Origin of the sequence: Neomoorella carbonis, from assembly GCF_045278715.1 — a bacterium.
GTDB lineage: Bacteria > Bacillota > DSM-521 > Neomoorellales > Neomoorellaceae > Neomoorella > Neomoorella carbonis.
The window spans coordinates 1031993-1053567 of record NZ_CP136420.1 but is presented as its reverse complement, the minus strand read 5'-3'; the positions used below and the strand labels follow the sequence as shown (position 1 = coordinate 1053567).

At 51.7% G+C, this 21575-nt stretch carries 19 protein-coding genes and 1 pseudogene; 4 read left to right on the top strand and 16 right to left on the bottom strand.

Annotation, left to right across the window (positions count from 1 at the left end; genetic code table 11):
• Positions 1 to 65: 65 nt before the first annotated feature.
• From MCACP_RS05455 to MCACP_RS05425, 7 genes are all read right to left on the bottom strand, one after another.
• A complete protein-coding gene (locus MCACP_RS05455) occupies positions 66 to 566 on the bottom strand; it encodes a diol dehydratase small subunit (protein ID WP_406678353.1) in 501 nt (166 codons plus the stop codon).
• Between the two features lie 16 nt (positions 567 to 582).
• A complete protein-coding gene (locus MCACP_RS05450) occupies positions 583 to 1230 on the bottom strand; it encodes a propanediol/glycerol family dehydratase medium subunit (protein ID WP_406678352.1) in 648 nt (215 codons plus the stop codon).
• Between the two features lie 26 nt (positions 1231 to 1256).
• Complete coding sequence (locus MCACP_RS05445) at positions 1257 to 2951, bottom strand: propanediol/glycerol family dehydratase large subunit (protein WP_406678351.1); 1695 nt, start codon at positions 2949 to 2951, stop codon at positions 1257 to 1259.
• 34 nt (positions 2952 to 2985) lie between these two features.
• Complete coding sequence (gene pduB, locus MCACP_RS05440; RefSeq protein WP_406678350.1) at positions 2986 to 3774, bottom strand: propanediol utilization microcompartment protein PduB; 789 nt, start codon at positions 3772 to 3774, stop codon at positions 2986 to 2988.
• 26 nt (positions 3775 to 3800) lie between these two features.
• Complete coding sequence (eutM, locus tag MCACP_RS05435; protein ID WP_406678349.1) at positions 3801 to 4076, bottom strand: ethanolamine utilization microcompartment protein EutM; 276 nt, start codon at positions 4074 to 4076, stop codon at positions 3801 to 3803.
• Between the two features lie 241 nt (positions 4077 to 4317).
• Positions 4318 to 4752 carry a EutP/PduV family microcompartment system protein gene (locus MCACP_RS05430; protein ID WP_406678348.1) on the bottom strand — a complete coding sequence of 145 codons (435 nt, stop codon included), beginning with the start codon at positions 4750 to 4752 and terminating at the stop codon, positions 4318 to 4320.
• 1 nt (position 4753) lies between these two features.
• Positions 4754 to 5095 (bottom strand): BMC domain-containing protein, encoded by a 342-nt coding sequence (locus MCACP_RS05425; protein ID WP_406678687.1) that lies wholly within the window; start codon positions 5093 to 5095, stop codon positions 4754 to 4756.
• Between the two features lie 668 nt (positions 5096 to 5763).
• Here MCACP_RS05425 and MCACP_RS05420 point away from each other — a divergent pair.
• The 3 genes and pseudogenes from MCACP_RS05420 to MCACP_RS14170 all read left to right on the top strand — a co-directional run.
• Positions 5764 to 7011, top strand: a complete 1248-nt coding sequence (locus MCACP_RS05420) for a sensor histidine kinase (RefSeq protein WP_406678347.1) — start codon at positions 5764 to 5766, stop codon at positions 7009 to 7011.
• Positions 7012 to 8622, top strand: coding sequence for a response regulator (locus MCACP_RS05415; RefSeq protein ID WP_406678346.1), 1611 nt, complete (start codon positions 7012 to 7014; stop codon positions 8620 to 8622).
• 131 nt (positions 8623 to 8753) lie between these two features.
• A pseudogene (locus tag MCACP_RS14170) lies at positions 8754 to 9583 on the top strand (IS1634 family transposase); the annotation flags it as partial.
• A 272-nt stretch (positions 9584 to 9855) separates the two neighbouring features.
• Here the strand turns inward: MCACP_RS14170 and MCACP_RS05400 are convergent.
• Together MCACP_RS05400 and MCACP_RS05395 are read right to left on the bottom strand one after the other, a co-directional pair.
• Entirely contained in the window at positions 9856 to 11613 is a 1758-nt protein-coding gene (locus tag MCACP_RS05400) for a hydantoinase B/oxoprolinase family protein (RefSeq protein WP_406678343.1), read from the bottom strand.
• Positions 11614 to 11622: 9 nt separating this feature from the next.
• A complete protein-coding gene (locus MCACP_RS05395; protein WP_406678342.1) occupies positions 11623 to 13674 on the bottom strand; it encodes a hydantoinase/oxoprolinase family protein in 2052 nt (683 codons plus the stop codon).
• Positions 13675 to 14130: 456 nt separating this feature from the next.
• On the opposite strand from MCACP_RS05395, the gene MCACP_RS05390 reads away from it, so the two are divergent.
• Complete coding sequence (locus MCACP_RS05390; RefSeq protein ID WP_406678341.1) at positions 14131 to 15225, top strand: NADH:flavin oxidoreductase; 1095 nt, start codon at positions 14131 to 14133, stop codon at positions 15223 to 15225.
• Here the strand turns inward: MCACP_RS05390 and MCACP_RS05385 are convergent.
• The 7 genes from MCACP_RS05385 to nrfD all read right to left on the bottom strand — a co-directional run bounded on the left by MCACP_RS05385 (position 15214) and on the right by nrfD (position 21565).
• The gene (locus MCACP_RS05385; protein WP_406678340.1) at positions 15214 to 15999 is read right to left on the bottom strand and encodes an MBL fold metallo-hydrolase; all 786 of its coding nucleotides are present in this window, start codon (positions 15997 to 15999) and stop codon (positions 15214 to 15216) included. The two genes, MCACP_RS05390 and MCACP_RS05385, sit on opposite strands and share 12 nt — an antisense overlap.
• Positions 16000 to 16015: 16 nt before the next feature.
• Positions 16016 to 17029, bottom strand: a complete 1014-nt coding sequence (locus MCACP_RS05380) for a radical SAM protein (RefSeq protein ID WP_406678339.1) — start codon at positions 17027 to 17029, stop codon at positions 16016 to 16018.
• Positions 17030 to 17099: 70 nt separating this feature from the next.
• Positions 17100 to 18056 (bottom strand): DUF169 domain-containing protein, encoded by a 957-nt coding sequence (locus MCACP_RS05375; RefSeq protein ID WP_406678338.1) that lies wholly within the window; start codon positions 18054 to 18056, stop codon positions 17100 to 17102.
• A gap of 26 nt (positions 18057 to 18082) precedes the next feature.
• Positions 18083 to 19204, bottom strand: coding sequence for a (Fe-S)-binding protein (locus MCACP_RS05370; protein WP_406678337.1), 1122 nt, complete (start codon positions 19202 to 19204; stop codon positions 18083 to 18085).
• Between the two features lie 80 nt (positions 19205 to 19284).
• Positions 19285 to 20127, bottom strand: a complete 843-nt coding sequence (locus MCACP_RS05365; protein WP_406678336.1) for a TIGR04282 family arsenosugar biosynthesis glycosyltransferase — start codon at positions 20125 to 20127, stop codon at positions 19285 to 19287.
• Complete coding sequence (locus MCACP_RS05360; RefSeq protein WP_338825450.1) at positions 20128 to 20616, bottom strand: GNAT family N-acetyltransferase; 489 nt, start codon at positions 20614 to 20616, stop codon at positions 20128 to 20130.
• The gene (nrfD, locus tag MCACP_RS05355; protein WP_338825449.1) at positions 20606 to 21565 is read right to left on the bottom strand and encodes an NrfD/PsrC family molybdoenzyme membrane anchor subunit; all 960 of its coding nucleotides are present in this window, start codon (positions 21563 to 21565) and stop codon (positions 20606 to 20608) included. Before nrfD ends, MCACP_RS05360 begins: the two co-directional genes overlap by 11 nt.
• Positions 21566 to 21575: the final 10 nt, after the last annotated feature.

Genomic DNA, 21575 nt, shown 5'->3' with positions numbered 1-21575 from the left:
ATTGTTTGCCTCCCCAGCCAGGGCAACGCCACCAATGGCATTGCCCTGGCTATTTACCCCAAGTGCTACCGTAACATGTTACGTCTCTCGTAAACCTCAGCTGCTTCCCTGAAAAGCCTGGCGCAGGCAGTAGCACCATAAACTTTTTCTAACCGCTCGGCATATCCTAGAAGTTCTTCTTTTGACGACCTATACGGCCGAAGGGAATTATACAGCTGTAGAACTTCTTCATCGGGCACAGCAGTTAATTCCTTAGCTCGTCGTAGGTTGGCAGCTAATTGCGGCCTTCCGGCAGCTTCCGCAATTTGAGCCTGATATTCCAACGTATCCGGATGGATCCTAAGGTCTTCAAACCCTATTTGGCCTTTCATCACCGCATCAAGGGTGATCTCATCCAATCTTTTGCCTGTCTTACTCCTAATCAATTCCGGCCGTTTCTCCTGCAAAGGATAGTCCTCTACACTCAACTTTACCCCGCCAGGTTGGGATCCCGTAAAGCCTGAGGACCCATTTTCCATGGCTCGTAAAACGTCGCGTACCAGCTGTTCAATCTTCTTTTCCTCCATTCAAGTTCACCCCCGCTTACTCGAATTTAACCTCAACGTCTACAGGTTCAGCCCTATCAACCACAAAGCTAGTTTCTCTGTTGTGCAATAAAACAGCAATAGGCTGGTAAATGGGTAGAACACTCTGGTCAATTATAACTGGAACCGGCTCAGGATTCTCGCCCTTGGCGTATTTGGCAGCATTACGCCCTATAGCGCGGTATCGATCTTCGGTGATGATGGGTGCCAACGGGAACAATTCAAGGTTAGTTAGAGGATTCAGGTCCTTCTGAGTAATAACAGTAGTTCCCTTTGATTGCACTCCTATCCCTATTCCAGAACCCGACAGTTTGGCCGCATAGTTAGCAATAAACCCCACGTCGCTAGTTCGCCGAACCCGTACCACCCGCGGCGTGCAGCCTTCCTCCTCTATACCCGCAATCAACTCCCGCAAGACAGTGGCGTGAGGAATCTTCTTAATAGTAAAATGCAAACCCTTGCCAAAGGCAGGCCCTATCCCAATTACAACCTCCCTAGGGTTTGTTCCAACCTCGGAAGGCCCCGCCTCCTTAAAACTCATTCCGTGACTGCTCATTTCCGCAGTCCGTTGGCCTGCGTCAGAGGCGGATATCTGGGCCAGTACCTGGTTTACAATTTCTTCGATCAATTTTTCGTTGATTTGCACGGATGCCACCCCTTTCTTAAAGCTTACTAGCCTTCATAAGTTTGGGGGTCAATTTCCTGAGGAATGCGCTTGATCCGCTCCCATACCTCAGGATAGAACTGCAGACGATACCCCGTGCCCGGCCCTTGGTAGTCATTCAGATTGTTGATGGCTGCTAAGACCTTGTTCTCCGGAGTGATAACCGCTGAGGTTTGCAGATAATCTGCAGCCACCCTGTGTTTTAGCATTTTAAGAATATTTTCGGCCACATCCTCAAAACCGTTCTTAGCTAATGCTTTAACTATATCCAGACCATTGAGACCCTTCTTCATCGCTTGCTGCACTGCATCGATGTCTGCACGGATATTTCGCTTCGGCAGGTCATTGCTGCTGTGACCATAGGTCGCGGCTTCGACTTCTTCATCCGTAATCTCTGGCCACCCAAATTCCCTAAAAACAGCCTGAATAGCACGCGCGGCTTTATTCCTTACTGCGATTGCCTCCTCTTCGGTTACGGGTCTCAGACCACCATCTACCATTAAGTCGCGCTGCACCACTAGATAATCATCAAAATCCTCCGCGTCAAAGTTCGCTCCAGCAAACATATTGTCACAGTTAGGGATGCTGCCAAAACCGGAAAAGATAAAATCCGTACCAGCCCACATCAACGGATAGGTCCGTGCAGCACGACGCAGGTCAGAAGGTGAGAAGATTTGATCGCAGCCGGACGCGTTTTCTAGATCACACATGGCAGTTATGAGGTTCTCAGCGTGAATGGAATAAACACCGGCAGGGACCGAGGCGGCAATACCAATGCAACTGATCGCTCCGTTTTGTAGACCCTGTACGCCAGCGGCCTTGGTGATCATGATGCACTTAGCCTCTAGATAAAGCATTGATTTGCCTTCTGCATACCCCATTTGTACTTCTGACCCTGACCCCGAAGTAAAACGCAGCTTGAGGCCGCGCGAAGCATAGGCAGCCGCAAGGAACGTCTTGGACCACGGGGTATCATCTCCATCGGCAAAAACCTTTTCTGTCCCGTAGACGGAAACAGTTTCTGCATAACTTGTCAGCCCGCGCATGCCAAGGGATAGCTCCAATGCTTCTTCCACCGCGCACTGGGTCAACAAGCCCACATGAGGCACTTGACCACCTATCAATACTCCTATGGCATTCAAAGGAGCTATAGGCGCTACGCCGGTCGTAGTTTCACTCTCGTCGAACCCTCGCAGTCTGGCCTCGGCGCTATCAGCCGCCAATTGCACCGGGTTATCCTTTTCGCTACAAGTGTGGCACTGTATACCCGGCCGCTTACGGGCACGCATCTTGTGAATCCCCATAATGATTTCTACTTCATCCAGTTGGGTGACAACCTCGACAAATTTCGCCGGGGTAAAACCTTTGCACAAACGAATTATTTCCTGACGCGGAACACATGGATCCACAATCATTCTAGCAATCTTCAACGAATCCGTAGCCATCGCCTCTTCGGCCACTGACTTGTCGATATAATAATCAGCAATAAACTGATCAATCATATCAAAATCTTTGCGGCTACGGCCGTCCATCTCTACTACCACACCATTTTCGATCTTAAGGCTGGGTTTGGGATCATTAGGGCCATGGAAGGCGATAATACCTTTTTCAGGCCACTCCTTGAGAAAGCTATGTTTATTAACTTCTCTAGCCGCTAGTACCTGAAATCTCTTGCTTTTAAACTTCTTACCCTCATAAGCCACTTGCCCTCACATCCTTTCTCTTCGTTACTTAGAATTAGCGGATATATGGTGTTTGCAAGGATTTAGGCGGTCCACCCAGAGTGGTTACGGCTTTCAAACCGACCTCGCGACCAGCGATGACCGCCTGTTTAACTGCACCGGAATCTCCAGTGATCATAATCATGAATTCGTTGGTATAGGAGGTATTGAGCGCCGGGCTGGCATGCATAACTATCTCCACGTTAGCGGCTTTTAATGCCGTATCTGCCATAAGGACGCCCACACCTGCCGGACACCCCACAATAAGGCCCCATGCTTTACCTAGTGGAGCATTATAATATTTGTTAAGTGCATAGCTTGCCCGAGCTGTATACTGAAGCTCGCAGAAATTGCCAGCTTCATTCATGTAGATATCGCCAAATGTCCAGCTCAAAGCTTTCAAAGCAATTTCTACTGCCCTCCGGGCATCTGATACCTCCTCAGCACCAAAAATCGCTAAAGTACCATGGCCGCCGCCGCCCTTTGTATCGCGTGCTAGTTCAAATTTTACAAGTTCGGTATTGCTAGCCTTAACAGCTTCATCACAGGCCATAATCTGAGGACCTGCTCCTGTTCGGGAACCAATAATACCGATAGAACGGTATTGTCCACCAATACCTAGTTTTTCCTGAAGAACCGGATCAAGATTGGCAATTACCAATCCAATTGTGTCCCCAAAAGCATTACCAACATACTCCGTAAATCCAGCCATGGATTTTTCCGGTGTCTTTTGAGCCTCTGTTTCACTAGGCGATAATTTTTTCCTTACTTCGTTTATTACTTGCTGTACAATTTCTTCTTGCATTAAACTTCACCTCCCCAAATAACTAATTAACCTTTCGGCAGGATCTTTTCCGTATCAGAGTGCGGGCGCGGAATTACGTGTACAGAAACCACTTCGCCCACTTTTTGAGCCGCAGCAGCCCCTGCATCCGTAGCTGCTTTGACTGCGCCTACATCACCGCGCACCATTACGGTAACCAAGCCAGAACCGATTTTTTCATAGCCGACAAGGGATACATTTGCGGCCTTCGCCATGGCGTCAGCTGCCTCAATCGCTGCCACCAACCCACGAGTTTCGATCATTCCCAGCGCCTCTTGAGACACTTTTACTCTCTCCTTTCTGAACTATTAACTTTAATAATTGCGGTAACTCTAAACTCTTTCGCTAACATATTGGAGATTGTTTCTCGCTTTCCCCACCTCCTCCACAAAGTGTCTTCCAAACTTAATATTTACACCCCCTCTGGTCTTTACAAAAGAAAATATTATTTATTTTAATTTGATACTTACTGACATGTAAATGTATTCTGTTACGAATGCTGTAAACAATACTTAAGAAGGCTTCCTACGAGGTGAACGTCTTAAAACGCGCCCAAAGCTCATTTAGTCCTGCACCCGTGACTGCCGAAACAAAATGGTACGGTTCTTCCACCCCTGCTTGGGCCAAGGCTTCGCTTGCCGACTTGATGTTGGCTCCAGGAACATCAATTTTGTTGATAACCCCAATTACCGGGCGACAAAAGGAACGTGCAAAACCTGGCGGGAGGTGTATACTCGTCTTATCAGCAGCCACCACCCATAGCACCAAATCAGCTTGTTGAGCGCTAACCAGCAAGGCCCGGTAGAAACGTGGTAGCTCCAGGTATTCCCCCGGTGTGTCAATATATTCGCCCATAACTTCTATCATCTGAGTCTTAGGGGCTTTACCTTGAATTCCCATCAAAGCGCGAATTAATGTTGTTTTGCCCACACCATGGGGGCCAATTACTAATAATCTCATGTTAAGAACGCGTCAGTTCTGCACGTTGAAATCCAAGTTGCTGGAAAAGAAAAGAATTGGCTTCCTTCAAAGCGGCTTCTAGAGCACTAACTGGTCCCGTAATTACCAACGACCCGGTAAAACGGTCTACGAACACAATCTCTACTGGAGCCACCTTCAGCGCACGATCGGCCGCAATAATAGCCGCCTCGCTGGGAGTAATGGTCATTATACCCACAGCTGTATCACGTGCCAAACCGAGTTTTTCGGTTAGTTTAACATCCGGATGGGCGATAAGATGGACTAAGGTTACCTGTTTTCCAGGTACGTACTCCTGGATTACCCGCGGTTTTTCTTCTGTCACATCTACACCTCCGGATATTGAATTGCCCTGCTGAAGCCTCTCGACAAAGTTGTTGCGGGTGCGTCCACCAGCTGTTTGTGTAGCAACAATTCGAGGAAATGTTCCTTTTTCCTCCGCATCGTGTTGCGCCATGGTTGTCGTACTTTGCTGTAACTGCAACTTGACAATTCAGACTGTAAGATAGCTAAAAAGCAAAAGTTCAAGTTAGACAACTTTTTAGTCTCTGTCTCTTCCCTTTGTTGCCCTGCCGTTGCTATGTATTGCCAATCCGGTCATAATTAAGGAGCGACTTTATAATGACCAGGGCGACAAAATGAACCCAAACCGTGCTTAATTGCTTTTTTGCTGCCATTTATTGCTTTTCTTTCTGCCATCTGCACAACTTGCTCTCTTGATGGGAGGAATTATGCCTGGTGATAGCGAATTGATTGTCATGTAGTTAAGGTGGTTCCCAATATTAAAAGACGAATTCAAAAATTTTGGGCAATAAAATAGGGGGCAAATGTGGAAAGTATCGCCTAGAGACAAAGTGTAAGTTGGAAACCCTGTTTTTGGTGTCTAAATGTAAGTCTAAATGGAGGAATACAGGCTCTAGTAACTTTAAACTTAAGAAAAAAAGAGATAAAAAGAGCAATATACACAAAAAAATGAAATTAGGAGGGCGCGTAATGATCTCGAAACATCCTTTTCACCTTCAGAATGTAGTGGACACCAGGGTGCTGCAAGAAATTCAAGACCGTTTTTCCGAGGCTACAGGTCTGGCAGCAATCATTGTTGATTACCAAGGTAAGCCGATAGTCCGTTATAGCAACTTCAGTGCTTTCTGTGCCCGGGTGCGACAGGACCCTATGAGTCGCAGCAGGTGTGAGCAAACTGATGCCCATGCAGGGCTAGAGGCTGTACGTAGAGGCCGACCATTTATATATCGCTGCCATATGGGGCTCGTAGACGTGTCGGCTCCTATTGTGGTGAATGGTCAGTACTTAGGGGGTATTATGACGGGGCAAGTACGAATGGAAAAGAAGGATATGGACTCCCTTGAGCAGTTCATGCAACCTGCGATAGATATAGACCAAGATCCAACACTGAAACGACTATACGAAAGTATTGCAATCATTCCGCGACACAAAGTTGAGGCTTCTGCTCAACTTTTGTACGTGATGGCCAACTATATCGCCGAAAAAGGTGTAATGACTATAATCCAGGAACAGCTCAATGAAAAAAACATGCGTCTCATGGAAGAAATCAAGGCGCGAGCGGAGCTCGAAAAAGCATTGAAAGACGCTGAACTGAAAGCGCTGCAATCGCAGATTAATCCCCACTTTCTCTTCAACACCCTGAATGCCGTCAGCCGGTTGGCCCTCCTTGAAAATGCCCCTAAAACCCAAGAGATAGTCTTTGCTCTAGCAGAACTCCTCAGAGGAACTGTACGCAAGATTGGGCAGGTGGCCACCCTACGCGAAGAACTTACCTATATTAAACACTACTTGCTAATCATTCAGACGCGGTTGCGTGACACCATCCAGGTAGAATTGAATATCGACGAAGACTGTCTGGATGGCGAGATACCGCTCTTCACTCTGCAACCGTTAGTGGAAAATGCCATTGTTCACGGTCTGGAACGTAAAGAGGAGGGCGGCCGTCTCACGATACGGATCCTACGAAATGAAGAGACGGTGCGGGTAGAAATAGAAGACAATGGGCTCGGAATGCCCCCGAAAGTTCTCGAGGAGGTCCTCCAGCTGGAGTCCAAACGTTCGGACCGCACCCATCTTACAGGATTAGGTATGAATAGTGTTTATAAACGCCTACAGTATCATTTTGGCTCAGAGTTCCATTGGAATGTGGAAAGCAGGCTGGATGAAGGAACCAAGATCATACTTGTTTTCCCTTATCGAGCAAAGGAGATGAAATAAGTGGTTAAGGTAATGGTAGTGGATGATGAACCGCTGGAACGAGAAGCCATTAGGTTCATCCTTGAACGTGAACGCCCCCAGATGAAGGTGGTGGGAGAGGCGGGAACGGGACGCAAGGCTTTGCAGCTTGCCAGGGAACTCCAACCCAACATCGTTTTCATGGACATCCACATGCCCGGGCTAAATGGCCTAAAGACTACGCAGGTACTGAAGGATGTGTCGCCCGAAACGAAGGTTGTAATCCTAACTGCCTATGATGACTTCGACTTCGCCTGTCAGGCACTTACACTGGGGGTAAGTGAATACCTGCTCAAACCTGCTCGGCCCCAGGAAATTATACGCGTAGTCGACAGGCTATACCACGAGCAAATACCAGCCGTTGCCGAGGCAGCAAGAGGAAAAACTTCGCGGCGTGATTTGCAGCAGGTGTTGCCATTTATCGAAACGTGCTTTGTACTGGAACTTGTCAACAGTCAATTTGGGGAGCTACAAAACTTAGAAGAACGTGCTACATTACTAGGTCTTATCGCAGGACCATATCAGGTTTTTGTGGTAGAAATTGATCGGTTGCCTGTAAACACTCTAAACCACGTCGAACAACAATTACTGAAACAGGAGGTTCATCAAGCTCTCTTGAGGGCGAGTAGAGCCACAACAAGGGCACTGGTAGCACAGCTTGGTAGCAATAGGTTTGTGGTCTTGGTATGTCTGTCTGGCGCCTTTATACCAGACACATCAAATATAGGCCTCGAAGAAAGGTTGCGCCATGAAGTTGCCATCTCAACACCTTGTTCGGTAACCGTAGGTGCAGGAACCATTTGCAATGATCTCTCAACAGTATACCATTCTTACGTGTCTGCGCTGCATGACGTGCAGTACAAGAGATTCCTTCGTTCAAATGAAGTAGTAGCCAGCGAATACTTCCGTCGTCCCTGTACTAGAACAACACCTTATCCATATCAAAGTGAGAAGCACCTGTTGGAAAAAGTGTATACGGGTGACGCCCAGGGAGCCCAGGCAATATTTTGTCAATTCTGGCAAGAATTAGTCAGATTTACTAACGGCGATGTAGAACTTATGCGTACTTACATACTTCAGCTAACGGCGGTACTTACCCGTTCACTCCTCGAGAGTGGCGTCGGACCTGAATATTTGGAGATATACAGCAGCTCATTTCTGGAAGGCCTTGCCTTAGCTCAAACAGTTGAAGCGATGGAAATATGGTTAAAAGGAGTCATAGACAAGTGCCTGGCATGCGTGAATTGCACTTCTGTGCAAGATAAGTTAATCAACTACGCCAAATACTATATTAAAGAACATTTTGCTGAACCTATTTCCCTTAAAGATGTAGCGCGACAGGTTCACCTTAGCGAATTCTATTTTAGTCGCCTCTTTAAATGCAAGCAAGGAATAAACTTTTGGGAGTATCTTACCAGATTACGCTTAGAAAAGGCCAAGAGTCTCCTTCTTACAACCGATGATACCGTAGCAGCGATCGCTAAAAAGGTAGGCTATCCGGATGCGAATTATTTCAGCCGCCTATTCCGCCAGCGGGTGGGTATAACTCCTAACAAATACCGTTCACAAGCCACAGGGCTAAAAATTCGGTAAACCAAGTTCCGCACCGTACTGGTCGCCGCTAATTTCGGTCACCTCCAGTTTTGTGGCTCCTCGCTACATCAAGTGGGTAAACCAAAATCCAGGTCACCGCCTGAGCATATTGGCGAACCCGCATAAAATCTAGGTTTAAGGAACGGGGCTACAGCTACATCTTTGCCGCCCGCATCAAGAGCATGAAGAAAAAGATTACCGATGTGATATTAGACGAGGACGGCTACCAGGAAATAACTGATGGCGAAGAAGTTATCCGCTACAAAGTTATCGAGTACATAAACGAATTCACCGCTGAGGGGAAAAAATACAAGTTGCCCGAAAAACTAGTTATCACCTACTCCAGCGGGCGGGCGGAAAAAGACCGGGCCGACCGGGAAAGGTTAATAGAAAAAGCCCAAACCCTTTTAGAAAGCAAGGTCAAGATGCAGGCCAGTAACAAACGCGGCGGCAAGAAATACCTCAAAGAAGTAGATTGTACCGGGACATGGGTACTGGACGAAGAAGCCATTGCCCGGGACAAACAATTTGACAGTTATTACGGCATCCAGACCAGCGAGAAAGAAATGAGTGCCAAAGACATCCTGGATGCTTACCATAACCTGTAGCGGATTGAAGAATCTTTCCGCGTCATGAAAAGCACCCTGGAAGTCCGGCCGGTTTTCCACTGGACCGAAAGGCGTATTAAGGGACACTTTGTGATTTGCTTTCTAGCCTTTCTACTCGAACGCACGCTGGAATGCAAGCTCCAGCAAGCTGGAGAAAAAGCCTCGCCGGCAGAAATCCGGGAAGCGTTAAACTCCCTCAACTTTGCCGAGGTAGAGATCGAAGGAGAAGCCTTCTTCATCAAGACCAGGAGTACCGAATTGAGCAAAAAGATCTTGCGCCTGATGCGGATTGTACGCCGGGAAATGTAACCCGTGTGGAGGAGTTTGCTTCCCGCTGGCACGGCCAGACGTAGTGGCAAAATGCGTACCTCATTTTCTTTTTTTCTAGGTTTTATGCGGGTTCTAGAGTTTCAACTGATAAAGTCGGGAAAATCCTTTGTAAATAATGTATATCCCAGCCATTAAGGTAAGCGTGACCAACATCCAAAGGGCTACAATACCAGAAAGTAATTTTCTCCCGCTAAAAAGCCACCCCACGATAATCTCCTGCCCGCCAGTAAAAGGGATGATAAAAGCCCGGCGGTCGGGTAAAACCGGCACCGGGCCTTTACTCTAATCCTTGGCTTTAATTATCTTGCCGCTGGGGGGCCAGCTCTTCAACTGCCAAAGTTTCCGGATTGAGGCGCACGCCGTAATCTTCCCAGGCCTGGGTCAGGGTGATATAGCCGTTGCGGACATCCTCCCGGACCTTCTCCACCGGTCGACGATAAGGGTTGCCGTAACCGCCGCCGCAGCCGGTAATCAGGCGGACTACATCATTGCGGCGCAGGCGCAGGCGGGCGCATTTGCCAAAGACCCGTTCCGGTTCGCCGTGGGCTGAAATAACCCGTACTTCATTCCGCGTGCCCGGTTTGCCGCCGTTCATGCCCCAGGGCAGGTACTTGTGTCGTCCGAAAGTGGCGGTTAAGTAAGCCTCATCAGCCAGGATACGGTAGTCGCGGATGACCCCGGCGCCGCCACGGTTCTCGCCGGCTCCGCCACCGGCGGTATTTAAAGCGTACTGGTCAACCAGAAAACCGTAACGTGTTTCGGCGACCTCCACAGGGATAATATAGGTTTCACCGTCGCCGATGCAGACCATGCCGTTCTCGCCGTCTTTATATTTGCCGGCACCCCAGCCCCCGGCCGTTGGTTCCACCAGGAGGGCCAGTTCGCCGGTGTCGGGATGGATATTGGCCACGACATCGGCGCAGACGCTGAGGAAGTGCCCCGCCGTTAAACGCTCCGGTATAGCCGGCGCCAGGGCCTTCCAGATGAGATCGGTGACGTAGAGCATAGTCTCCCAGTAGGTGGAAACGGCGGCAGGCCGCTCGGCCGTAAAAATGGTCCGGGGCTCGGTAATGATCTTCAGGGGCCGGAAGGTCCCCTCATTGGCAGGTATGGCCGGGTTGGTAATGGCTTTAAAGATGCAGCGCGCCCCGGCCACCAGCCCGGTATAGCTACAATTCACCGGCCCGGGCACCTGGGGATGGGTGCCCCGGAAGTCACAGATGAACTCGTCGTCAGTAATGGTCACTTTGACGCAGACCCGGAAGGGTCCGTTACCCAGGCCGTCATCGTCGATGTAGTCTTCAGCCTCGTACACGCCCTTGGGCAACTTGGCTAATTCCAGGCGCACCAGCCGTTCCCCGTTGTCCAGGAGCTGCTCAATGCTGGCCAGGACCAGGTCCTTGCCGTATTTATCGCATAGCTCTACGAACCGTCTCTCGCCTACCCGCAGGGCGGCGACCCCGGCCCAGAGGTCCCCCAGGGTCATATCCGGCATGCGCACGTTGGCGGCGATGAGATCCACCAGACTCTGGATTGGCTTGCCGCCTTCGAATATTTTAATGCAGGGAAACTGCAGCCCCTCCTGGTAAACCTCGGTAGAGTCGGTTGTCCAGCTGCCCGGGTCCTTGCCTCCCACTTCGGTCCAGTGGGCTTTGTTGGCCGAATAGGCTACAATTTCCCCGTCATAGAAGATGGGCATGACCAGGCAGACGTCGGAGAGGTGAGTACCGCCGCCGCCGTAAGGATCGTTGGTGATAATGACATCCCCGGGGTTCAAGAGGCCCCGGGCAGCAAATTTATTGATGGTGTCCTTGACGGAAAAATCCAGCGTGCCCAGAAAACCGGTCACCCCGTTGCCCTGGGTAATTAACCGGGCCTGGTTGTCGGTAAGGCCGCAGGCATAGTCGAGGACCTCGTAAATAATGGTGCTCTTGCTGGTGCGCTGGAGGGCCACAAACATCTCATCGCCGATGGCTATCAGGGAATCCTTGATAATTTCCACGGTAAAGGGATCAACATCCCGCAGAGCGCCGGTGCGTTTCTTTTCTTCCATAGCTACAAGTTACACCCCCGTTTCAATAATCAGGTTGCCGTAAGGATCGACAGTTAGCTTTTGGCCCGGGAAAAGGAGGGTGGATGAGGCCGGTTCTTCAACCACCGCCGGGCCGTTGATGACAGCCCCGGCACCTAAAAGGCTCCGTTCATAAATAGCGCTCTCCTGCCACCCTTCTGCGTCGAAGTGTACCGGGCGATAGCCTTTCAGAGCCCTGGCGGCGTCGGCGGAGCCGGTTTGCAGCCGGGCCAGTTCCGGCTTCTTTACCCGGCCGAAGGTAGTCAGGTGGAAATTCACAAATTCAATCTGGGAATCCTCCAGCCGGAAGGTATAGTGTTGTTCGTGGAGGGCATGGAAGCGCTCTTCGATCACTTTGATGGCCGCGGCATCGAGCCTGCCGCCGGGTACGGGTACCTTCACTGTATGTTCCTGGCCCAGGTAGCGCATATCGGCAAAACGAGAGAAGACGAGGTCGGTTGCCTCCATATTTTCCTGCTGGAAGTACCGAACCGCCTCCTTCTCCAGGGAGTCCCAGATGGCCTGCAATTCCGCCGGGGTGATGCTATTGGTGCGGCGGATGGTCGTCTGGATCAAATCGTACCGCAGATCGGTCATCAGCATGCCCCAGGCGGAGAAGACGGACGTGGCTACGGGAATTAAAACTTTTTTGATCTTCAACTCCCGGGCCAGGGCCGCGGCGTGCATGGAACCGCCGCCGCCAAAAGCCACCAGGGTAAAGTCACGGGGGTCATAACCCCGCCGGACGGAGATGAGTTTCAGGGCATTAATCATGTTGGCGTTGGCCAGGCGGATAACGCCCAGGGCGGCGTCCTCGACAGTCAGATTGAAGGGGGCGGCAATCCTGGCCATGGCCTCCCTGGCCCCTGCCAGATCGACTTTTATCTCTCCCCCCAGGAAGTACTCCGGGTTAATCCGGCCGGTAATCAGGTTGGCGTCGGTTACCGTGGGTTCGGTGCCGCCGCGGCCGTAGGCCACCGGTCCGGGCAGGGCGCCGGCGCTCCGGGGACCAACGTGTAAGGATCCTGCTTCATCAATCCAGGCGATGCTCCCGCCGCCGGCGCCGATTTCAATAATATCTACCACAGGGATTTTAATGGGATACCCGGCGGACTCCCGCGACCACTCGATCTTGTAGTCGGTAGTCACCTTCATCTCGCCGTTCTCAATCAGGGAACATTTGGCGGTGGTACCGCCGATATCCAGGGCGATGATATTCTTTTCCCCGATCATCTTCCCTAGAACGGCCGCGCCGAAGACGCCGGCCACCGGCCCGGACTCAACCATGTTAATGGGCGCTTTCTTCGCCCGGGCAAAGGAAGTGGTGCCGCCGTTGGACTGCATGATATAGCGCCTGTTGCTGACCTGGAGTTTATTTAATTCCCGGTCCAGGGAGTCGATATACCTGGCGGCTACGGGTTGCACATAACTGTTCAGGACGGTGGTGCTGGTGCGCTCGTACTCGCGCCATTCTTTGCTGATCTCGTGGGAAACAGTGATATCTACTTCCGGCCACTCGCGGCGAATAATCTCCGCGCACCGGCGCTCATGCTCGGGGTTGGCGTAAGCGTGGAGGAAACAAATACCAATGGCCTCCACGCCTTCCTTTTTGAACTGGGCGATACAGCGCCGCACGTCATCTTCCTTTAAGGGGACGAGGACCTCACCTTTGTAGTTGATGCGCTCTTCCACTTCCAGCCGCAGGTAACGGGGCACAAAGGGAACGGGCTTTTTATAGTACACATTGTAAATATCCGCCCGGTTGGAGCGGCCCAGTTCGAGGACATCGCGAAAGCCTTTGGTGGTAATGAGGCCGGTCCGGGCCCCTTTACGCTCCGTCAGGGCGTTGATTATAACGGTAGTGCCGTGGACAAAAAAATTTATCCCCGCCTCCGGTATGCCGGCTTTCTTGATGGCGTTGATTACCCCCTGCTCAAACTCCGGCGGAGTGGTATCTGTTTTGGCTACCCCTACCCGGCCGGTATTCTCATCCAGGTAGACCAGATCGGTAAAGGTACCGCCAATGTCGGTAGCGACTCGCATCCCTATTTCCCTTCCTTTCTGGAACTGCTGGTTACAGGTTTTACTATTATCCTGCCTAACTTTTATGGGTTTCGACAGAATTATTGTCTTTTCCTGCTTCCCCGGCCGCATATGTTTCGATTTGACCCGCAGGAAGGTTATTATGCCACTCTAAAGGTATTTGATGTAAAAGAAAATACCCCGAAATACAAACCTCAATTATTTCGGGGTCGCGAGCAACAAACTCCCCACCAATTTCTTTGGCTAAAGCAATGGCAGAGGCGTCAGCATAGGAGATCCTGTATTCGTTGTAAAGTGGTATAATGGCAGCGAAAAATGCAAGGATAAAAGATGGGGGGTGCCGAAATTAGATATCCTGAGGCGAGATTAACATGTTACCGCTACCTTACATAATAAACAGATTCGCAAATTATTTAAGGATGGTTACAGATGTATAGTACACACCTATTTTCTCCGTTGAAAATTAAAGGCCTTACCCTGCCCAATCGAATCGTCATGCCCCCCATGGCCCTCGGCATCGCTGCTTCCGAGGGCGAGATAACCCCGGAAATGCTTGAACACTACACCCTCCGGGCCAGGGCTTATCATGGTGGCAGCACCTATGACGCTGGACAAAAGTTTGCCGGGGCGAACACCCGCGCCGGTGTAGGCCTCATCATTGTAGAACATGCTTATATTAGCGAGGAAGGCCAGGCCCATCCCAAACAACTAGGCATTTACCACGACCGTCTCTTACCCGGCCTTACTAAGCTGGCAGCTAAGATCCGCTCCGTAGGTGCGATTGCCGGTATTCAAATCAACCATGCGGGTGCGAGAGTCCTGGAAAATGCCGTGGCCCCTTCAGGCATACCTCTCCCATTTCTACCCCGCCGTTCCCGGCAATTGTCCCAGAAGCAAAAAGATGGGCCTGGAAAAGCTGAAGAATTATATAGCCCCTTTGAAGAACGCCCCCATGAACTAACAGTTAAGGAGATTAAAGAGTTAACTGAAAAATTTGCCCTGGCTGCCGCCAGGGCCAAGAAAGCCGGCTTTGACCTCGTAGAAATCCACGGCGCCCACGGCTATCTTTTGAACCAGTTTCTTTCACCCCTCACCAACCGCCGCCGTGATGCTTACGGCGGCTCCCTGGAAAACCGCCTGCGTTTCCCCCTGGAGGTCGTCCATGCCGTGCGGGAAGCAGTAGGTCCGGACTACACCGTTTTTTACCGCCTTGGTGCCGACGATCGCGTGGAAGGTGGCCTAAATCTTGAAGAAAGTTGCCGGATTATCCCCCTGCTGGAAGATGCCGGGGTAGACGTTATTGACCTTTCGGGGGGGCTGGGAGGCTATATAAAACAGGGACCGCAAGGGTTCTTCCTTTATATGGCCGATGCCATCAAACCTGTAGCCAGGGTGCCGGTTATAGTGACGGGTGGCATTAAAACGCCCCAGTTTGCCAATATGGTTATCCGGCAGGGGCGGGCCGATCTGGTTGGCATCGGCCGGGCCCTGCTGGCCGACCCGGCCTGGGCGCAAAAGGCATGGTTGGCCTTAAATGGACTACAGTTCTAGCTCCAGGCCGTCAAAAGCCAGGGAAACCCCGGGATAAGAAGCTATTTCTTGCTCCAGTTGACGCACGGTGACCGCCTGGCTGTAATGCATGGCAAGGTGGGTGAGAATCGTTTTCCCCGCCCCTGTTGCGCGGCCCAGGGCAATGGCCTGTTCTACCGACATGTGGCTATGGGGATACCAGTTTTCACCGTGAAAAGTGGCGTCACAGATCAGGATGTCTACACCCTGTACCCGCTGCAAAGTTTCCGCCGGCAGGCCGCAGGTGTCAGTAAAGTAGGCAAGGCTCTTTTTACCCACCACGAGCATGCCTGCTGTTTCGATACTGTGGTTGGCCGGTAAGGGGGTAAGAGTCGCCCTGACAAAGTCATAGCTGCGTCCAAACTGCCATGGTTCAGGTACCAGGACATCCTGAAGGTGCGGAAAGGCGGCCTGATATTCCTCTACGGCGCTGGGCGGCAGGTACAGGGTTAAAGGTTCATGACGCACCAGCCGAACATAGAATTCCACTTCACCCAAACCGCCAAAATGGTCGTAGTGCCAGTGAGTGAGAAAAATACATGATAGCTCATCAATCTTTTCCCGCAAAAGCTGGTGACGTAAGTCCGGCGACGCGTCGATAAGAATTTTCTTCTCTCCCAAATCCAGGATGGCCCCGCTCCGCGTCCGGCTAAAGCGTGGATTTTCCCTGGCCTCCTGACAGGCAGCACAGTTGCAATAAAAGGACGGTACTCCCGGACCGGCGCCGGTACCGAGGAGTTTAAAGGTCGCCGCCATTCTTTCTCCCTCCCCTTTAACCGGCAGGATAGGCAGAAGGGGTGGCGCCCTGCCGCAGATCGTATCCGGCTTCAAAAAGTATTTCCTGACATTTCCTTACGCTCTGGCCCCGCCCGGCAGCGGTATCAGGCAGGACATCCCTGGGGTTCGGCCCGGCTTCGGCCCAGATAAGATTGGCCCCCGCCATCAGGGCCGGCAGGTTGGGCTCATGGGTACAGTGGGCAGTGGCCCGGTCGCCCATCACCAGGCGCGTAACGGCAATCAGGCGTGCCAACTCCCGGAAAGATATCTCCCCGAGGCCTGCCAGGCGTGTCCCCGGGACTGCCGTCCTTTTCATGGCCCCGTTAAAGGTGGCGCCAATCTCCCTGGCCCAGAACATCTGCTCAACCATTTCTTCGGGAGTATGCTCCGGACCTACAGGCTCAAGGCACACCTGGACAGCCAGGCCGGCGGCCCTGGCGTTGGCAATTGTCTCCTCGCGCTTCGTTCTGGGAATACCGGTATCTGTCCCTTCCCTTAACCTGAGGGCATGATAAACGGCGGAAAAACCAACCTCCTTTAATTTTTGCGCCTGCTCATAATTAAAATCACCTATATTAGCTATTAACGGAATATCGTCCTGCACGGCTTCGCGTACTGCGGCAGCAATGTCGATAAATTTCTTGAATGGGTAATCAGCCGTCGTCATGAGGTAGATGCCGTTAGCCCCTGCTTCTACCATGGCCAGGGCTGCTTTTACAACTGTATCCGCATCCCATTCCAGGCGTTCCTTGACTACTCCTGCATCACGACCGAAAGAACAAAAACCGCAATTGCGGGAGCAAGGAGCATAATCAAGCCCGATCTGGGCAACGACATCGCCTTTATTGCCGAAGTGCTCCCGGCTAAGTTTATTAGCCACATAGCAAAGGGAATAAAATTCTTCGCTGTCCAGCTCAACCTGCACTAAGGCTATTGCCTCTTCCCTGGTAGGTATCCCACCGTCCAGGCATTTGTTGAGAATATCTCTGATTATAATTCTTTTTTCCAAAATTGCTGTCCCCTCCGTAGATAAAATTAACGTCTTCTTTTTACCTATGGACCGGTACCCGCGGGGTATACTATTGCTGCAAAACCTGGATAACCCCTGCCGGACACTGGCCTACGCAGGTGTAGCAGGCAGTACAACGCTCCGGGTTCTTGACAATTGGTACCGGGCGGCCGTCTTGTTCTTCCATAACGAACACGCCGTAGGGGCAAAAGTCGGCACACAGGCCTTCTCCTAAACAGTTGGCAGCATCGATGTTGATCTGAATCGCCGGGACATCCCAGGTATTCTTCTTTTGGACGCCTACTTTTTCCATAACGGGCGGCATATAGATTTTATGGCGCGCTTCAGGTATGCTTTTCTGTGCCAGTTTTTGCAGCGAACGGGCCACAATCTCCAGCTGGGCAGCCGGCAGAGAGAGATAAAGCTCAAAATCGCTTATGTCACTGGCAGCGCGGCTGCCGTAACAACCGAAGGAAATATTCATTTTCCCTGTCTGCATGGGCTGTACAGTAAGGTCGGCACAGGTGGAGTTATAACCCGAGGTGTTAAAGCTCTGCCGTTCACCGCTGTTATACGATTGGGCGCAGCAAAGCCACATGGCCTGCTCCGGCCACAGGGTGAAGATTACCACGTCGGCTTCAAAGTTGGCTTTACTCAAGGGCGCCACCATGGTGGCCTCGTAGCTGCCGGCCGGAAAACAAGGCCGGACGACGATCATCTTCCGGGCACATTCCAGGGTAGGCAGCTTTTTAAACAGGAGGTATAATTCCCCCGACTGCAGTTTGGGCGGCATGGGTATGAGGCCCATAATGGCCGCCCCGTCGGGGCAGGCGTGCCGGCGCGGCGGCATATACAAACTCCACCCCCGCCTGGCAGCAATAATGGCCTGGCAGTGACGCAAGGTTGCCGTGGGTTCTGTAACCCCTGCGGGTATGGCCTCACCGGGACGCAGTAACCGCACTGCTACCGGCTCCCAACGCAGGGCTAATATGTCTTTATAAATGCTAGCGAGTTGCTGGTTATCCACCGGTTTCTCTCCCTTTACTGCAATAGTTATTCCGCCATTACCCGCCGCCAGTTTTCTTCGCCTTCGGGCCCGGTATAAAGAGCCTTTGCCCTTTTTTTAATTTCACTGTAATCCTTTTCCTGACCGAACAACAAATCAAGGACATGTCGCACCTTGAGCCCGTTGGCATCGCGAGCGAAATTAAGAACGCAGCTCAAGCAGTATCCCGCCAGGATCCCGGCTCCGGTATTACCTGCCTCTTCCAGGCGGCGGTTGGTCAAGGCCATGGCCAGGTCAGGACGAAAGTGGCTTACCTGGCCGCCGCTGCCACAACAGAAGGTGTTCGCCCCGTAGTGTTCCATCTCAACCAAGCGGTAGCCGCTATTCATCAAGGCCTCACGTACCTGCCGGGCGAAGATGCCTTCATGGCGGTCAGGACAGGAATCATGAATGGTAACTAATGTCGTCCCGGCTGCTCCGGGTCCCCAGTTCTCGTAGATGGTCATGACCTCAATGCCTTCCGGCACCAGCCGGTTACGCAGCTCGTAAAAACAGTTGGGGCAGGCGGTGATTAATATCTTTACAGCCAGTTTTTTTAGTTTATTTTTAAGGTAGGCAGTATAGTTTTCCCCGCGTTCCTTTAAACCCATCTGGTAAAGGGGTTTACCACAGCAGTCGGTTAAAAGGGTCATGCGTGGCCAGAGCCTCGCCAGGTGGTGAAAGGCAGCCCTGGTTAAATCCGAGCCATAAGTCAACATAGTGCACCCCGGGAAAAAGGCTGCCTCGCCTTCTTGATCAACGGGCAGCTCCTGGTAATGAATGTTGTACTTTTCGCGGTATAGTTTGCAAGTATTAAGCTCCCGGTCCGGGTAAAGGTAGCGATAATCGTATATAGGAAATTCTCCGTTTGCTACTGCTTCGGTGCGTTTAGCGGCAAACATGCCCGCCGGGGACAGACCTGCCGGGCATACAGCGGTGCATAGTTCGCATAGGGAGCAGGAAAAAGCTTCCTCTACTGTTGCTCCCCGACCGGCAATCTCAAGGGGTGCTTCGCCAATCTCCTCCAATAGCAGGCATGAAGCAATACATTGACCACAGGCAGTACATTTTTCTGCTATTTCCCGGCGTGGCCCATCACCGCTGCCGGCGACCTCTCTGGCAACGTTCAAGTCATCCATCCTTTCCTTGATTTGTTAACTTGGTCATAATTTGTCTTTTTAATTAATGCGATCAATCACCAGACAATCCGCTACCGCTCCGGCGGCAGGGCGGTGGCTTCAAGACCCAGCTCCCTCAGGACTGCCATGGTGCGGCGGGGCACCATCACGTCAGCATCAGTCGCAGCGGCAAGTTCCAGGGAACGCAGTACGGGAATGATGCTTGCTAAATCGATGGGGATATCTACATCGGGAACCATTTCCAGGGCGGTAAAAGGTATCTTTTTTGCCACCGCTTTATTAACCAGCATATCCAGGGCCGTAATGCCATCGCTGTTGTAAAATACGCCGTAAAAATCAAAGGGTGTAGTCCTGGTATAGCCTACAAGGGAAAATCCCCCCTCCTGGCATGGCGCCTCGACAAGGGCCGCCCCCATGTCCGGTGTGGAATGGCTACCAGCCTGCCGCACTGCTTCCCGTCCGGCCTCGCTTTGACTGAACCTGGCTAACGCGGTAAAAGCTTTTTTCAGAGTAACCGGCTGCAGCGTCGGCAAATCCCCGCCAATGATAATAACACTATCGGCCTTTCTTGTTCCCTCTTGCGGTTTGAGTATATAATCGGCAGCAAACTGCATGCAGTCATCGAAGGAACCACCCTTGTCGGCAAAGACACCCTTTACCTTTTCCGGACGGGCCAGGCTTTTAAGGAGGGATTGGAGGTAGGCGCCGTCGCCGGCGGCATCATGACAGATCCAGAGTTCGGCACCCTCGTCCTCGCAGGCCGCCATGGCAACTTCGATAACATCAAGGAGACAGGCCTCATAGAGAATTTTCGCTTCTTCGGGTGTTAAAATCCCGCCTTTTTCCTTTGTCAGACGGGTCTTAATATCACCTTTCCTGGGGACTTTAGTGAAGACAATTAATGCTTGGCGCAACTAACTAACCTCCTGTATATAAATCATGGGCACCGGCCGGCAAGCTTCCCTCTCCGGGCAACCGTCGCACTGCTCCTGGTAAGCTTTTGCTAGGTCGGAAAAAAGACAGTGGCGAAAGCCGTACTGGCGGTAAAACCCTGCCGCTTCCCCCCTGGCAATATTCGTAACGCGATAAGTACTAAACTTCCCGTTCAGCAAACTGCCACAGTAGGCCCAGGGCTTTTTTATTAACTCCAAAAGCAACATTCCTCCTAATCCCTGGCCCCTGGCTTCTCTCTTCACCGCCAGCAATTCCAGGTGAAAAGAATTTTCCCCCAGCCAGGTTATTTTACCTCCCGCAAAAATTCTCCCGTCCACCTTGATCACAGCGTGTTCTTCCGGTTCCCCGGCCAGGTCCATCCCCCAGTCCTGCAATAATGCCTGTAACTCCGGGCCGTCTTCGGGCCTGGCCAGGGTCACTTCCGCCCGTGCCCGCAAATCATTTGCCATTAAGCCAGGCCGCCCTTTCCTGCCATGTCTGCTCCAGACGTGCGGCCAGGACGGCTATTTCCTCTTCCTGGTACCACTCGTTATCTTCACCGGGAAGGCTTACCCGGACGCCAACCTGGAGAAATGCAACTCGCAGACAGACTTCCCCTGCCAGAACAAACAATGATTTTACGGCCAGGATACCGGCGCCGCTGCCACCGAAGTAAAGGAGGCAAGGGATGAGGTGACCACAAATAACAATCCCCCACCAGAAAATATTTTTCAACTTGCCGGTGACAAGCATTGCCGTCGACCGGCGGGCTTCCTCAAGGGCCGCGCGGTGCATCCCCAGGATATAAGTCGCGATTAAGATTATCTGGGTGATGATCAAGGCCAGGAGGACTTTATCCAGAATAGCAATAGTTGGTGATGGTGACGCCCCGGTCACCGCCGCCACCAGGATTACGCCGGCCAAACCGGAAGTAAGGGCTGCCGCCAGCCACAGGGGTACCAGGGCGCTGCCGTTCCAGAAGGAGCGGCCCCGGGCTTCGCCCAGCTCTAAACCCGGGTAAATTACCAGGGCCACGGCAAAAATTATGCCCAGGAACCCGATAATCCGCCGCCCGGCATTTTCCCCGGCCCAGGGAAAGATATCAAACCAAAAGCTGGTATATATTGCCGCCAGTACTATGAAGCAGCTTAAAAACAGGGCGCCTTTAGTCATAATTGACTGCATACGGCTGAAAACTAAAAGAAATCGCTTTTTATTGCCCAGCTCGGCAAGTAATAACAGGCCGCCCAGGCCGGCAGCTACCAGGCCCAGGAAACTGCCGGGGCCACTTACCTCACCAGCAAGGGGCGAGGTTATAATATCCAGAAAAGCGATGACGGCAAAAACCATGGCCCCGAAGGCGGCGCAAAAGAAGTAACCGGCAGCCAGCCCGCCCCAAATTGCCTGTTTATCCTCCATAACAGCTACC

What these genes read in the sequence shown, in the direction of transcription:
- nrfD (WP_338825449.1), bottom strand. Translation starts at nt 21,565, where the DNA reads ATGGAGGATAAACAGGCAATTTGGGGCGGGCTGGCTGCCGGTTACTTC.
- MCACP_RS05385 (WP_406678340.1), bottom strand. Translation starts at nt 15,999, where the DNA reads ATGGCGGCGACCTTTAAACTCCTCGGTACCGGCGCCGGTCCGGGAGTA.
- MCACP_RS05400 (WP_406678343.1), bottom strand. Translation starts at nt 11,613, where the DNA reads ATGGAAGAAAAGAAACGCACCGGCGCTCTGCGGGATGTTGATCCCTTT.
- MCACP_RS05420 (WP_406678347.1), top strand. Translation starts at nt 5,764, where the DNA reads ATGATCTCGAAACATCCTTTTCACCTTCAGAATGTAGTGGACACCAGG.
- MCACP_RS05455 (WP_406678353.1), bottom strand. Translation starts at nt 566, where the DNA reads ATGGAGGAAAAGAAGATTGAACAGCTGGTACGCGACGTTTTACGAGCC.
- pduB (WP_406678350.1), bottom strand. Translation starts at nt 3,774, where the DNA reads ATGCAAGAAGAAATTGTACAGCAAGTAATAAACGAAGTAAGGAAAAAA.
- MCACP_RS05360 (WP_338825450.1), bottom strand. Translation starts at nt 20,616, where the DNA reads ATGGCAAATGATTTGCGGGCACGGGCGGAAGTGACCCTGGCCAGGCCC.
- MCACP_RS05395 (WP_406678342.1), bottom strand. Translation starts at nt 13,674, where the DNA reads ATGCGAGTCGCTACCGACATTGGCGGTACCTTTACCGATCTGGTCTAC.
- MCACP_RS05430 (WP_406678348.1), bottom strand. Translation starts at nt 4,752, where the DNA reads ATGAGATTATTAGTAATTGGCCCCCATGGTGTGGGCAAAACAACATTA.